Source organism: Acidovorax sp. 106 (assembly GCF_003663825.1).
Lineage (GTDB): Bacteria > Pseudomonadota > Gammaproteobacteria > Burkholderiales > Burkholderiaceae_C > Acidovorax.
Genome location: NZ_RCCC01000001.1, coordinates 4,522,004 through 4,535,658, shown reverse-complemented (window position 1 = coordinate 4,535,658; position 13,655 = coordinate 4,522,004). Strand labels below are relative to the sequence as shown.

General features: G+C 66.1%; 10 protein-coding genes. 5 read left to right on the top strand and 5 right to left on the bottom strand.

All coding sequences use genetic code 11. The features are described from left to right. Positions 1–339 precede the first annotated feature (339 nt). The 5 genes from C8C98_RS19910 to C8C98_RS19890 all read left to right on the top strand — a co-directional run bounded on the left by C8C98_RS19910 (position 340) and on the right by C8C98_RS19890 (position 7,655). Complete coding sequence (locus C8C98_RS19910; protein WP_121455682.1) at positions 340–1,560, top strand: GGDEF domain-containing protein; 1,221 nt, start codon at positions 340–342, stop codon at positions 1,558–1,560. A gap of 165 nt (positions 1,561–1,725) precedes the next feature. Further along, a complete protein-coding gene (locus C8C98_RS19905) occupies positions 1,726–2,334 on the top strand; it encodes a DUF1569 domain-containing protein (protein WP_121455681.1) in 609 nt (202 codons plus the stop codon). A gap of 278 nt (positions 2,335–2,612) precedes the next feature. Further along, the gene (locus tag C8C98_RS19900; protein WP_121455680.1) at positions 2,613–3,710 is read left to right on the top strand and encodes an HlyD family secretion protein; all 1,098 of its coding nucleotides are present in this window, start codon (positions 2,613–2,615) and stop codon (positions 3,708–3,710) included. Then, a complete protein-coding gene (rbbA, locus tag C8C98_RS19895; protein WP_121455679.1) occupies positions 3,647–6,463 on the top strand; it encodes a ribosome-associated ATPase/putative transporter RbbA in 2,817 nt (938 codons plus the stop codon). The genes C8C98_RS19900 and rbbA overlap by 64 nt, the downstream gene beginning before the upstream one ends. A gap of 1 nt (position 6,464) precedes the next feature. Beyond that, positions 6,465–7,655, top strand: a complete 1,191-nt coding sequence (locus tag C8C98_RS19890) for an ABC transporter permease (RefSeq protein ID WP_121455678.1) — start codon at positions 6,465–6,467, stop codon at positions 7,653–7,655. Between the two features lie 183 nt (positions 7,656–7,838). On the opposite strand, the gene C8C98_RS19885 is transcribed toward C8C98_RS19890, so the two are convergent. From C8C98_RS19885 to C8C98_RS19865, 5 genes are all read right to left on the bottom strand, one after another. After that, on the bottom strand, positions 7,839–9,107 hold the full coding sequence (locus tag C8C98_RS19885) for an amidohydrolase family protein (protein WP_121456413.1): 1,269 nt from the start codon (positions 9,105–9,107) through the stop codon (positions 7,839–7,841). Positions 9,108–9,169: 62 nt separating this feature from the next. Then, entirely contained in the window at positions 9,170–9,715 is a 546-nt protein-coding gene (locus C8C98_RS19880) for a hypothetical protein (RefSeq protein ID WP_199726622.1), read from the bottom strand. Next, entirely contained in the window at positions 9,712–10,635 is a 924-nt protein-coding gene (locus C8C98_RS19875) for an ABC transporter permease (RefSeq protein WP_121455677.1), read from the bottom strand. Before C8C98_RS19875 ends, C8C98_RS19880 begins: the two co-directional genes overlap by 4 nt. 255 nt (positions 10,636–10,890) lie before the next feature. Then, entirely contained in the window at positions 10,891–11,952 is a 1,062-nt protein-coding gene (locus C8C98_RS19870) for an ABC transporter permease (protein WP_121455676.1), read from the bottom strand. Positions 11,953–12,007: 55 nt separating this feature from the next. Continuing rightward, on the bottom strand, positions 12,008–13,606 hold the full coding sequence (locus tag C8C98_RS19865) for an ABC transporter ATP-binding protein (protein ID WP_121455675.1): 1,599 nt from the start codon (positions 13,604–13,606) through the stop codon (positions 12,008–12,010). Positions 13,607–13,655 lie beyond the last annotated feature (49 nt).

The window sequence follows — 13,655 nt, the reverse complement described above, 5'->3', positions numbered from 1 at the left end:
CGGCGATTTGTATGGCCGTCCCGCGCCGATGGAACAGTTTGAAGCGGAAATGGCGCAGTGGTCTACATGAGCTGGCATGAGCCGGCCTGTGTGTGCTTTGGCCTCTGTGGGCCTGGCCATAGCGTGCGATGGCGTGGTGCACATCGGAGCGGTATGCGGACATCATTGAAAACACAGGCGCCTTCTGCCAGAACCTTTGGCCGCAGATTTGGGGCCGAATCAAGGCGTTGATGCAGCCTTTGGTTTTCTAAATGCGAGAGTAACTGTCACCACCTTCGGTTAACATTTGATACAAATCCCCATCTGCATGGCCGGGCGCGCACAACGCAGCCCCATGGCATGCCGCCAAAGAGCCTACCCGCCTTCAGCCTTCGCCCTCGTTTTTCTGTGCACAGCCCCACGCTCATTGTTCTTGCAGCCATCCTTGCGGCGCTGGTCACCACAGTGCTGTATGCCGTGTGGTTCTTCAACAAAAACATCCCAGGCCTGCGCTTGTGGACCTTTTCGTTCCTGAGCGCGTCGGTCTTTTGCACCAATTTGCTGGTGCGCGACCTATTTCCCGAACTGGTGTCCGTGGCGCTCACGCAAAGCAGCATTGCCCTGGCCGCGTACTTTTGCTTCCTGGGCAGTCGCGCATACATGGGCCGCACCTTGCCCTCGCATGCCTATGCAGTCGCGGCCATCGCAGCGTTGGTGGGCGTGTCTATCTACTTCACCGTCGAGTTACCCCACTTGGGGGCGCGGTTTGCGTTGTCGGGGCTGGTGAGCGGTGTCTACTTTGTGCTCACCGCGGTCACTCTGGCTCGGGGTGGGTTTCGCAATGTGCCTGCCCGTTACCTCTTCTCTGGCTTGGTGGGCTTCCATGGCATCTTTGTCTTGCTGCGGCCTCTGTTGTTTCGCCTGACAACGGTGGACTCCGTGGGCGTGCCTGATGCCAGGTTGATTGATCTGTTGTCGCAGTACGTGGTGTTGGAGTCCACGATTGCCCTGGTGATGATGGCATTTGGTACCGTGATGCTGACCAACGAGTACATCACCACAGAGCTGCGCCACCTGGCCGAGGTGGACCCGCTGACCAGTGTGTTCAACCGCCGTGCTTTCCTCACCCTGCTGGAAAAAGCCATCAGCCAGGCCGAGCGCATGCGCCAGAGCCTGCCCGTGCTGGTGCTGGACCTGGACCATTTCAAAAAAATCAACGACACCTGGGGCCACAGCGGCGGAGACGACGTGCTGCGCCAGTTTGTGGCGCTGGCCAACCGCTGCCTGCGCAAGGAAGACGTGATGGGGCGGCTGGGGGGCGAGGAGTTCGCCATTTTTCTGCCCAATGCCGATGGCCCTGGCGCCCAAGCGGTGGCAGAGCGCCTGCGCACTCTGGTGCAGGCGCAACCCGTGCAATCCGGCCCGCAGTCCATCGCGCTGACGGTGAGCATTGGCGTGGCGCTGTGCGTGCGCGGCGACTCTGCCGACGCTGTGCTCAAGCGGGCCGACACCGCCATGTACCTGGCCAAGCAAAAGGGCCGCAACCGGGTGGAAGTGGCCGAGACGCCGCTGTTCGTTTAGTCACCTGTTTGGGGGCCACCCCTGGCTTGTTGCAGGCCACTGCAGTGCCCTGCAGCGGCCATGCCGTGCTTGTGTCGGCTGCCTGACGCACAGCATCTCCATCCCGCAGCACTCAGCCTTACAGGCCCCGCAAAATGCACTTTTTGCTTCTGCAGACGCCCACGCATGCCCAAGACAACGCTCTCAGCCCGCCAAGGGCAATCCTCCTCGCGGCGGCGCTGGCTCAAGCTGAGTGCGTGGGCTGCGGGGGCCACAGCAGCGGCAGGTGTGGCGGGCACAGGCCTGTGGATGTACCAGCCGGGCAACGACCGACAGCTGGTGTTTGCCACCCTTCAGCAAGCCATGCAAGAGGTTGATCGTTTGAGTGCAGCAGGCACGCAGGCGCTGGAGCCTGCCACGGCCTGGAGCTGGTCGCAAACCTTGGAGCACTGCGCGCAGAGCATCGAGTTTTCTCTGCGCGGCTTTCCCGTGCCCAAGGCGGCGCTGTTTCAGCGCACGGCAGGTGCTGCGGCCTTTGCGGCGTTTGCCGCGCTGGGCCGCATGCGCCACAGCCTGGCCGAGCCCATCCCGGGGGCGCCTGCGCTGGCCGCTGCGGCGCCCGATGCGTCGGCCGCCCTGGCCCGGCTGCGCCAGGCGGTGCAAGACTTTGCGGCGCACCCCGGCCCGCTGCAGCCCCACTTTGCCTACGGCCCCCTGGGCCGCACCCAGTACGAGCAGGCCCACGCCATGCACCTGGCCAACCACCTCTCGGCTTTTGATGTGCGCCCTGGGTGAAGAGTTTGCTATCAAAAATATAGCTGCTAGCGCTTGTTAATCAAGCGCAAGAGGCAGTTTTTGCATTAATGCACTGAGGGCCTGCCCAAAGAGCGCTCCATGGTGTTCCATGGCATGCTGCATGGCCCCCGCCGCAAGCGCATGGGGGTGTCCTCCGTGCGCCCGCATCGTTGATGCAGGTCAAGTGATGCTTGCGCTGCGTCCCTGCGCACCATGGCTTGGTCTAGCATGTCGGCGAGGCCACAAAGGTGCTTGGGTGGCACCCACAAGGAAGAACCATGAGCAAGAAGCTGAAGACCTTTGCCGCCATTGCGGTGCTGTTGGCAGGGGTGGGGGGAGGGCTGCTGTACTGGCAGCCATGGAAGACCCAAGGCCTCGGTGAAGGCTTCGTCAGCGGCAACGGCCGCATCGAGGCGACCGAAGTGTCGGTGGCCACCAAACTGGCGGGCCGGGTGCTGGAGATATCGGCCAGCGAGGGCGATTTTGTGACCGCTGGGCAAACCGTGGCCCGCATGCAGATCGACAGCCTGCAGGCCCAACGCGACGAGGCCGTGGCCCGGCAGCAGCAAGCCCGGCTGGCCGTGAGCAGCGCCCAGGTGCAAGTGGCGCAGCGTGAGAGCGACTACCAATCTGCACTGGCCGTGGTGGCCCAGCGCGACAGCGATTTGGACACCGCCAAGCGGCGCCTGCCGCGCTCTGAGCAACTGGCGCGCGACGGGTTCTTTTCGACCCAACTGTTGGACGATGACCGCGCCAAGGTTCGCAGCCTGCAGGCGGCCCTCACGGCGGCCCAGGCCCAGGCCAAGGCAGCGCAGGCGGGCATTGGCGCGGCTCGCACGCAGGTCACCAGTGCCGAGGCCAACACCCGAGCACTGGACGCCACGCTGGCCCGCATTGACGTGGAGCTGGCCGACAGTGACCTGAAGGCCCCGCGCGATGGGCGGGTGCAGTTCCGTGTGGTGCAGCCTGGCGAGGTGATTGGCGCAGGCGCCCGCGTGCTGCAGCTGGCCGATCTGAGCGATGTGTACATGACCTTCTTCTTGCCCGAGGCTGTGGCGGGCCGCGTCGCTATGGGCAGCGAGGTGCGCATCGTGCTCGACGCAGCCCCCGGCTTTGTGATCCCTGCCAGCGTGTCGTTTGTGGCCAGCACCGCACAGTTCACCCCCAAGACGGTGGAGACAGCCAGCGAGCGGCAAAAACTCATGTTCCGCGTGCGGGCGCAGATTCCCAAAGAGCTGCTGGTGCGCCACCGGGAGCAGGTCAAGACGGGCCTGCCCGGCGTGGCTTGGCTGCGCATTGACGCCAACGCCGCATGGCCCCAACAACTGGCGGTCAAAGAAAGCATGCAGACGGCAGCCCCCAAGGCCGCACAGTGACCGCACCCGTCGTCACCCTTGCAGGCGTCAGCCAGCGCTACGGCGCTACGGTGGCGCTGGCGGGCATTGACCTGCAGGTGCCCTCGGCCCGCATGGTGGGTTTGATTGGACCGGATGGGGTGGGCAAATCCAGCCTGCTGGCGCTGGTGGCTGGGGCGCGTGCCGTGCAGCAAGGGCGGGTGATGGTGCTGGGTGGCGATATGGCCGATGGCCGCCACCGCGACGCCGTGTGCCCGCGCATTGCCTACATGCCGCAGGGCCTGGGCAAGAACCTGTACCCCACGCTGTCGGTGGAAGAAAACCTGCAGTTCTTTGGCCGCCTGTTTGGCCACGACACGGCCGAGCGCCGCCGTCGCATCGACGACCTGACGCGCAGTACCGGGCTGCACCCGTTTCTGGCGCGGCCAGCGGGCAAGCTCTCAGGCGGCATGAAGCAAAAGCTGGCCCTGTGCTGCGCCCTCATCCACGACCCTGACCTGCTCATCCTGGACGAGCCCACCACGGGCGTGGACCCGCTGGCCCGCGCCCAGTTCTGGGATTTGATCGCCCGCATCCGCGCGGGCCGCCCTGGCATGAGCGTGCTCGTGGCCACGGCCTACATGGAAGAAGCCCAGCGCTTTGACTGGCTGGTGGCCATGGACGAAGGCCGCATCCTGGCCACAGGCACGCCTGCCGAACTGATGCAGCGCACTGGCCACGCCAGCCTGGAGGCCGCCTTTGTGGCCCTGCTGCCGGAGGCCAAGCGGCGTGGGCACCAGCCGGTGGTCATCACCCCTTTGCTGGCCGATGCGGCGGCAGAAATCGCCATCGAGGCCCAGGGCCTGACCATGCAGTTTGGCGACTTTGTGGCGGTGGACCATGTGAGCTTTCGCATCCAGCGCGGCGAGATTTTTGGTTTTCTGGGCAGCAACGGCTGTGGCAAGTCCACCACCATGAAGATGCTCACGGGCCTGCTGCCCGCCACCGAAGGGCAGGCGTGGCTGTTTGGCCAGACGGTGGACCCAAAAGACATGGCCACGCGCCGCCGCGTGGGCTACATGTCGCAAGCGTTCTCGCTGTACAGCGAGCTGTCGGTCGAGCAAAACCTGGTGCTGCACGCCCGGCTGTTCCATGTGCCCGAGGCAGATGTGCCCCAGCGGGTGCAGACCATGCTGGAGCGCTTTGACCTGCAAGCCGCGCGCAGCACGCTGCCCATGCAGTTGCCGCTGGGCATGCGCCAGCGCCTGTCGCTGGCCGTGGCCATGGTGCACCAGCCCGAGCTGCTGATCCTGGACGAGCCCACCTCGGGCGTGGACCCGATTGCGCGCGACAACTTCTGGCGCCTGATGGTGGAGCTGGCCCGGCGCGACAAGGTCACTATCTTCATCTCCACCCACTTCATGAACGAGGCCGAGCGCTGCGACCGTATCTCGCTCATGCACGCAGGCCGGGTGCTCACCAGTGCCGCACCGGCCGACATCGTGGCCCAGCGTGGTGCGGCCACGCTGGAGGAGGCTTTTATCGGTTACCTGCAAGAGGCCGCAGGCACCCCGGCAGAGCAGGGGGACGATGCACTGGCTTCTGCAGCCGCCCCGGCTGTGCCGGTGTCGCACTCAGCACCTGCACGCCCCGGCTGGGCCGTGCGGCTGCGCCAAAGCCTGGCGCGCATCTACAGCACGCAGTGGCGCGAGTCGCTGGAGCTGCGGCGCGACCCGGTGCGCAGCGCCCTGGCGCTGCTGGGCTCGCTGCTGCTGATGTTTGTGATGGGCTACGGCATCAGCATGGATGTGGAGAGCCTGCGCTTTGCGGTGCTGGACCGTGATCAGTCGGCCACCAGCCGTGCCTATGTGCTCAACCTCTCGGGGTCGCGCTACTTTTTGGAGCGGCCACCGATCAGCGAATACACCGAGCTGGACAAGCGCATGCGCTCGGGCGAGCTGTCACTGGCCATTGAGATACCGCCCGGCTTTGGCCGCGATGTGGAGCGGGGCAAGGCTGTGCAGATTGCGGCCTGGGTAGACGGCGCCATGCCCCAGCGCGCGCAGACCGTGCTGGGCTATGTGCAGGGCATGCACCAGCAGTGGCTGGTCGATGCCGTGCGCAGCCGCACTGGCGTGGCCCCCGTTGGCCTGCTGGAGGTGGAAACCCGCTACCGCTACAACCCCGATGTGCGCAGCCTGCCCGCCATGGTGCCGGCCGTCATCCCGCTGCTGCTGCTCATGCTGCCCGCCATGCTGACTGCGCTGGCGGTGGTGCGCGAAAAAGAGATGGGCTCCATCATCAATCTCTACGTCACCCCCACCACGCGCACCGAATTCATGCTGGGCAAGCAGCTGCCCTACGTGGCGCTGGCCATGCTCAACTTTGGGCTCATGGTGCTTGCTGCTGTCACGGTGTTTGGCGTGCCCATCACCGGCAGCCTGGCCACGCTCACAGGGGCGGCGCTGCTGTTCAGCCTGTGCTCCACGGGCATGGGGCTGCTCGCGTCCACTGTCACGCGCAGCCAGATTGCCGCCATGTTCTTTGCCATGGTGGGCACGTTGATCCCGGCGGTGCAGTTTTCGGGGCTTATCAACCCGGTATCGTCGCTGGTGGGTGTGGCCCGCTGGATTGGCGAGATCTACCCTGCCAGCCACATGTTCACCATCAGCCGGGGGGTGTTCAGCAAGGCGCTGTCGCTGCACGACCTGCAACCCGAGTTCTGGGCCCTGGGCGTCTCGGCCCCGGTCATCATCGGCGTGGCGATTGCGCTGCTGCGCAAACAAGAGAGCTGACATGCCTGCAGCCCCTTCTCCTTCACCCAGTTCACCTGCTCACACCACCAGCCGCTGGGCCGCCCTGCGCGCGCATTGCGCCAATATCTTTCGCCTGGGTATCAAAGAGCTGTGGAGCCTGTGGCGCGACCCGATGATGCTGGTGCTCATCGTCTACACCACCACGCTGGCGGTGTACAGCGCGGGCAAGGCCCAGCCAGAGACGCTCTCGCACGTGCCCATCGCCATCGTCGATGAAGACGTGTCCGCGCTCTCGCAGCGCATTGCCACCGCGTTTTTTGCGCCGCAGTTTGTGGGGCCTGACCTGATCACCCCGCAAGACGTGGACCCTGGCCTGGACGCGGGCCGCTACACGCTGGTGCTGCACATACCACCCAACTTCCAGCGCGATGTGCTGGCAGGCAAGGTGCCGCGCGTGCAGCTCAACATGGACGCCACGCGCATGATGCAGGCCTTCAGCTCCAACGGCGCGGTGCAGCAAATCGTGCAGTCGGAGGTGGCCGAGTTTGTGCAGCGCTACCGGGCCGTGTCCGCTCCTGCCATTGATCTGGTCGTGCGCGCCCGGTTCAACCCGGCGCTCACGCCCTCGTGGTTTGGCTCGGTCATGGAGTTGATCAACATCGTCACCATGCTCTCCATCATCCTTACCGGCGCCGCGCTGATCCGCGAGCGAGAGCACGGCACGGTGGAGCACTTGCTGGTCATGCCCGTGACCCCGGCAGAGATCATGCTGGCCAAGGTGTGGGCCATGGCGCTGGTGGTGCTGGTGGCCACCTGGGTGTCGCTCACGGTGGTGATTCGCTGGGCGATTGGCGTGCCCATTGAGGGCTCGGTGCCGCTGTTTTTGCTGGGCACCGTGCTGCACCTGTTTGCCACCACCTCCATGGGCATCTACATGGCCACGCTGGCGCGCAGCATGCCGCAGTTTGGCTTGCTGATGGTGTTGACCATGATGCCGCTGGAGATGCTCTCAGGCGGCGTCACGCCGCGCGAGAGCATGCCGCAATGGGTGCAGTACGTGATGGCGCTGGCCCCCACCACGCACTTCACCGAGCTGTCCCAGGCCATCCTGTACCGGGGTGCGGGGCTGTCCGTGGTGTGGTCGTCGTTGGTGTGGCTGCTGGCGATTGGGGTGGCGCTGTTTGCGCTGGCGCTGGCACGGTTTCGCAAGACCATCGCACGAATGGCTTGACTTCCAATGCTCTCTTTTGTGTAGCTGCTAACGTTTGCTAGATGAGCGCTAGAGGCCTATTTTCTCAATAGCCGTAGGTCGTAGGTCGGGTTAGCGCAGCGTAACCCGACAGGTTTGCCCCAGTTCGGCCCAGCGGAAGGTGTCGGGTTACGCCCTTGCGGGCTAACCCGACCTACGGGCTTTTTACATAAAGCCCACATTGCCGGGTCGCCCGGGCAGGTTCAAGGTTGCCGTGGGTGCGGGCTGGCTGGCCACGCGCTTGCCACGCCGCCACACCCCCAGGCGTGCCGCACGCAGGCGGATGGCGTCCACCGGGTTGCGCGCATGCAAAAGCACCAAGTCGGCATGGCAGCCTGGGGCAATGCCGTAGCCCTCCAGCCCCAGCAGGCGCGCGGGGTTCACCGTCACCGCGTCAAAGCACTGGCGCATGCCCGCCTGGCTGGTCATCTGGCCCACATGCAGGCCCATGTGCGCGGCCTCCAGCATGTCGGCGCTGCCGCCGCTGTACCACGGGTCCAGCACGCAGTCGTGGCCAAACGCCACCGTCAGGCCTGCGGCCATCAGCTCGGGCACACGGGTCATGCCCCGGCGCTTGGGGTAGGTGTCGTGGCGGCCCTGCAGCGTGATGTTGATGAGCGGGTTGGCCACCACGCCCAGGTCGGCCTCGGCCATCAAAGGGATCAGCTTGCTCACGTAGTAGTTGTCCATGCTGTGCATGGACGTCAGGTGCGAGCCTGTGACGCGGCCGTGCAAGCCCAGGCGCTGGGTTTCATGCGCCAGGGTTTCGACATGGCGCGAGTGCGGGTCGTCGCTCTCGTCGCAGTGCATGTCCACGCGCTTGCCACGTTCGGCAGCCAGCTCGCACAGCAGCCGCACGCTCTCGGCCCCCTGGGCCATGGTGCGCTCGAAGTGGGGGATGCCGCCCACCACGTCTACGCCCATATCGAGCGCGCGCCTCAGGTTGTCGAGCCCGCCGGGCGCGCGCAGCACGCCGTCTTGGGGGAAAGCCACCAGCTGCAGGTCCAGGTACGGCGCCACGCGCTGCTTTACATCCAGCAGGGCCTGCACCGGCAGCAGGCTGGGGTGGCTGGTGTCCACGTGCGACCGGATTGCCAGCAGCCCGCGCGCCACGGCCATGTCGCAATACTGGAGCGCGCGTTGCACGATGGCGTCGTGGGTCAGTGTGGGCTTGAGCTCGCCCCACAGCGCAATGCCTTCGAGCAGCGTGCCGCTTTCGTTCACACGGGGCTGGCCGTAGCTCAGGGTCGAATCCATGTGGAAATGTGCGTCCACAAACGGCGGGCTCACCAGCAGGCTGCTCGCGTCCACCGTCTCGTGCGCGGGGGCTTGCAGGCCTTCGGTCACTTCAGTGATGCGGCCATCCTGCACGGCGATGGACATGTTCTGGCGGCCATCGGGCAGGGTGGCGTGGGTGAGGAGCAAATCTAGCATGGGCATGGTGTGAGGCTGTGAGCGATCGGGTGGTGGGCGTGCAGGGGCGTGGCGACGCAGCGTTATGGCGTCTTGGGTGCGGTGAGACGTTGGCTGCCGCCGGGTCTGCTGGGCGGTGGCGACACGGTGGTGCGCCGTGCAGGCGTGCGTCGGTAACGCAGGTCACCAGGGCGGTGGCCTGCCTCCAGGGTCACGTCAAAGGTGCCGTCTTCGTGGCCAGACTCGGCCTTGGCGGTGATCCGAATGCCCTGGGCCGTGGCTTGGCAGCGCAAGCGGCTCAGCTGCCATTCGGCGTGGTCGTTGTTGATCTCTGGCACGCCCGCCGTGGCAACTTCGATCGCGCTGTCGCTGCGGTCACGCTGCAGCCACTGCACATAGATGAAAGATTGCGCGTACTGGCTGGCGTGCACGACGCGGTAGGTGCCGCCACCGGGGCTCTCATCGCCTGGCGCGGGCCATTCGCCGCACACCTGGACCCAGTCCACATTGGGCGCCGTGGCGTGCACGGAGTAGGGCGCCTCAACGCCCAGGGCCCATGCGGGTTGGCACATGGCGGTCAGGGCCGCACAGGCCCAGGCCAGCGAAACAATGGTGGTGCGATGGATCAACGTTCCCCCTTGCGGTAGGGCTTCATCAGCGCCTGAGGATAAGCGGCCTTGCGCGCCACCAGCACCAGCGCCAGGATGGACAGCAGGTACGGCAGCATCAAATAGACCTGGTACGGCAGCCACGCATCGCCCGCCTGTTGCAGCCGCAACTGCAGCGCGTCGAAGAAGGCAAACAGCAGCGCACCCAGCAGCGCCTTGCCGGGCCGCCACGAGGCAAACACCACCAACGCCACGCAGATCCAGCCACGCCCGTTGACCATGTTGAAGAAAAACGCGTTGAACGCTGAGAGCGTGAGGAAGCTGCCCGCTACGCCCATCAGCGCGGACCCTGCAACGATGGCGCCCGTGCGCATCGCCGCCACCGAGATGCCCTGGCCCTCAGCCGCCTGCGGGTTCTCGCCCACCATGCGCACCGCCAAGCCCAGCGGCGTGCGCATCAGCACCCAGGCCAGCAGCGGCACCAGCAGCAGCGCCAGCAGCGTGAGCGGTGTTTGAGCCGAAAGGATGGGAATGCCCAGCCAGTCCATCGCCGCAAACGGTTCGATGGTGGGCGGCGTGTTCACCTTGGGGAAGCTCACGCGGTAGCCGTAGTAGCTGAGCGCCGTGGCCAGCAGCGTGATGCCCAGGCCGGAGACATGCTGCGACAGCGCCAGCCCCACGGTGAGCCACGCATGCAGCAGCCCGAACACCGCGCCCGTGAGTGCCGCCACCAGCACCCCCGTCCACAGCCCGTAGCCCGCATACACCGCCAGCCAGCCGGTGAAGGCGCCAGCCACCATGATCCCTTCAATGCCCAGGTTGAGCACACCCGCGCGTTCGCACATGAGCACCCCCAGCGTGCCCAGGATGAGCGGCGTGGCCACACGCAGCGTGGCGATCCAGAACGCGGGGTTGGCGAGGATGTCGAGCAGTTCGGTCATGCGCTCGCTCCGGCGTGGCTTGCGCTCAGGACTCGGTGCGTAGGAACATGCACTGGCCGTTCGGGCTGAGCCTGTCGAAGCCTGGCGCTGCGCTTCGACCCTTCGACAAGGCTCAGAACAGGCAGGCTCAGCGTGAACGGTTCTGAGGAGTTTGATGTAAATGCTGCTATTTTTATAGCTGCTTGCGCTTTCTGGATACGCGCTAGAGGCCAATTTGGCTTGAATCTATGATGCATTGGCTTGTTCATCGCTTGCTCACTTCCAGCGCACTCTGTATTGCGCGAGCAGGCCCGCCACCAGCACCGCAATCAGCGAAGTCGCCACGATCACATCCGCAATGTAGGTCGGTACGCCCACCGCGCGGCTCATGCTGTCCGCCCCCACCAGCACGCCCGCCACAAAGGTGCCCGCCGCAATCACGCCCAGCGGGTGAAGCCCGGCCAGCATGGCGATCACGATGCCGCTGTAGCCGTAGCCGGGCGACATGTCGAGCGTCACATAGCTGGTGCGGCCCGCCACCTCGATAGCGCCCGCCAGCCCCGCCAACCCGCCCGAGAGCAGGGCCACCAGCACCACCGTGCGGGTGATGGGCACGCCCGCAAACGCCGCCGCCCGCGCATTGGCCCCCGCGGCGCGGATGTCAAAGCCCGGCACCGTGCGCGCCAGCAGCGCCCACAGCATCACCGCCAGCGACACCGCCCACAGCAGGCCAGTGTGCAGGCGCGTTTGCGGCACCAGTTTGGAAAGCTCCAAGTCACCCTGCAGCGCCACGCTCTGCGGCCAGCCCATGGAGAGCGGGTCTTTCATCGGCCCATCGAGCAGAGCCGACACCAGCAGCAGCATGATGAAGTTGAGCAGCAGCGTGGTGACGACTTCGTCCACCCCCAGCCGCGCCTTCATCAGCGCCGGGCCCAGCAGCAGCGCCGCGCCTGCCAGCGCGGCCGCCAGCATCATCAGTGGGAACAGCACATAGGGCGGCCACTCCAGCCCCGTGCCGCCATGCATGCCGCCCACGGCCACGGCGGCCAGAGCCCCGGCGTAGAGCTGCCCCTCGGCGCCAATGTTGAACAGCCGCGCCCGGAAGGCCACGGCGGCGGCAAGCCCCGTCAGGATCAGCGGCGTTGCGCGGGTGAGGGTCTCGGTCAGTGCAAACACCGATCCGAAGGCGCCTTGCAGCAGCAATGCATACGTACGGCCGACTGGCGCTCCGGCCCACAGCACCAGCAGGCCGCTGATGAGCAGCGTGAACACCACGGCGCCCACCGGCGCCAGCACGTAGGCGGCGGGGGATGTGTGGTTGCGTTTTTCGAGTCTCATGGGGTTGTTGCTTTTGGCGTGTTTTACTGATCCGGCATCCGTCCACACGAACCGTTCACGCTGAGCCTGTCGAAGCGCCGCGCAAGGCTTCGACAGGCTCAGCCCGAACGGCGGGGGTAGCACCCGCCATGGCCAGGCCGATGGCTTCGCGTGTCCAGTCTTCGGTGCGTCGTGCCTCGCTCAGGTGGCCGTCGTGCATCACCGCCACACGGTCGCCCAACGCCAGCACTTCGTCCAGGTCGTCAGAAATGAGCAGTACGGCGGCCCCTGCATCGCGCGCGGCAATGAGCTGCTGCTGCACAAACACCACCGCGCCAATGTCCAGCCCCCAGGTGGGTTGGTGGGCCACGATGAGTTGAGGCGCGGGGGCTGAGTTACCTGCCGCGTCCTGTGGCGGCATCAGTGCCCGGCCCAGGATGAGCTTTTGCATGTTGCCGCCCGAGAGTGACCGCGCAGGTGCATCAGCCCCGCCGCCACGCACATCAAACGTTTCGGCCACGCGCTGTGCATGCTGGCGCGCAGCGCGGCGTTTGACCCAGAAGGCGCGGAACCACGGGTGTGCAAACCAGGGGCCGCGCAGGCGCTCGGACACGGCGTTCTCCCACTCGGGCAGGTCGCCCACCACGCCCACGGCGTGCCGGTCTTCGGGAATGCGGGCCACGCCTTGGGTGACCAGCCAGGCGGGCCGGGCTTGCAGAGGGGCGCCGCGGAGGGTGACGTGGCCGGAGGAGGCTACACGCACGCCACACAGCACATCGGCCAGTGCCACCTGGCCGTTGCCGCTCACGCCTGCAATCGCCACGATCTCACCTGCTCGCAGGATGAGGGACACATCGTTCAGCCGGTCGCGTCCCGTGGGGGCGGTGCTGACGTGGGTCAGGGTGCAGATGGGCTCGCCCACGTTCTTGGCGGGGCGGCGCTCGGCCGCCTCGATCGCGTGGCCCACCATCCATTGCGCGAGCTGCCCCTGCGTGGCGCCCTGTGCTGGCGCTTCAGCCACCAGTTGGCCCTGGCGTAGCACGGCCACGCGGTGCGATACGCGCAGCACTTCGCCCAGTTTGTGGCTGATGAAGATGATGGACAGGCCCTGCGCCACCATCTGCGCCAGGGTGTCGAACAGCGCCTCGCTCTCCTGCGGGGTGAGCACGGCGGTGGGTTCGTCGAGGATGAGGATGCGAGCGCCCCGGTAAAGCGCTTTCAGGATTTCGACCCGCTGCCGCTCGCCCACCGAGAGGCTTCCGACGCGCGCATCGGGGCTGACAGGCAGACCAAACTGCTGCGATACGGCCAGCAGCTTGGCGCGTGCCTCGCTACGGCGTGAGAAGGGGTGCCACAGCGGCTCGGTGCCCAGCAGCACGTTGTCCAGCACCGTGAGGTTGTCGGCCAGCGTGAAGTGCTGGTGCACCATGCCAATGCCCGCTGCCAGGGCCGCGCGCGGCTGGCCCGGGGGCAGGGGTTGGCCGAAGACTTCGATGCTGCCTTCGTCGGCCACGTAGTGCCCGAACAGGATGGACATCAGCGTGGACTTGCCTGCGCCGTTCTCGCCCAGCAAGGCCAGCACCTCGCCGCGCGCGAGGGTCAGGCTGATGCCGTCGTTGGCGACGAGCTTGCCGAAGCGTTTGGTGATGCCGGTGAGGCGCAGGACGGGCGGCATGTCAGATCTCCATTGCGCAGTGCGCTAACCGCAGCTGGCTGTGACTCCC

Bases quoted from the DNA above. Each gene is read 5' to 3' on its own strand.
- C8C98_RS19875 (WP_121455677.1), bottom strand. From the start codon at position 10,635: ATGACCGAACTGCTCGACATCCTCGCCAACCCCGCGTTCTGGATCGCC.
- rbbA (WP_121455679.1), top strand. From the start codon at position 3,647: ATGGCCCCAACAACTGGCGGTCAAAGAAAGCATGCAGACGGCAGCCCC.
- C8C98_RS19870 (WP_121455676.1), bottom strand. From the start codon at position 11,952: ATGAGACTCGAAAAACGCAACCACACATCCCCCGCCGCCTACGTGCTG.
- C8C98_RS19900 (WP_121455680.1), top strand. From the start codon at position 2,613: ATGAGCAAGAAGCTGAAGACCTTTGCCGCCATTGCGGTGCTGTTGGCA.
- C8C98_RS19910 (WP_121455682.1), top strand. From the start codon at position 340: ATGCCGCCAAAGAGCCTACCCGCCTTCAGCCTTCGCCCTCGTTTTTCT.
- C8C98_RS19885 (WP_121456413.1), bottom strand. From the start codon at position 9,107: ATGCTAGATTTGCTCCTCACCCACGCCACCCTGCCCGATGGCCGCCAG.
- C8C98_RS19865 (WP_121455675.1), bottom strand. From the start codon at position 13,606: ATGCCGCCCGTCCTGCGCCTCACCGGCATCACCAAACGCTTCGGCAAG.
- C8C98_RS19905 (WP_121455681.1), top strand. From the start codon at position 1,726: ATGCCCAAGACAACGCTCTCAGCCCGCCAAGGGCAATCCTCCTCGCGG.
- C8C98_RS19890 (WP_121455678.1), top strand. From the start codon at position 6,465: ATGCCTGCAGCCCCTTCTCCTTCACCCAGTTCACCTGCTCACACCACC.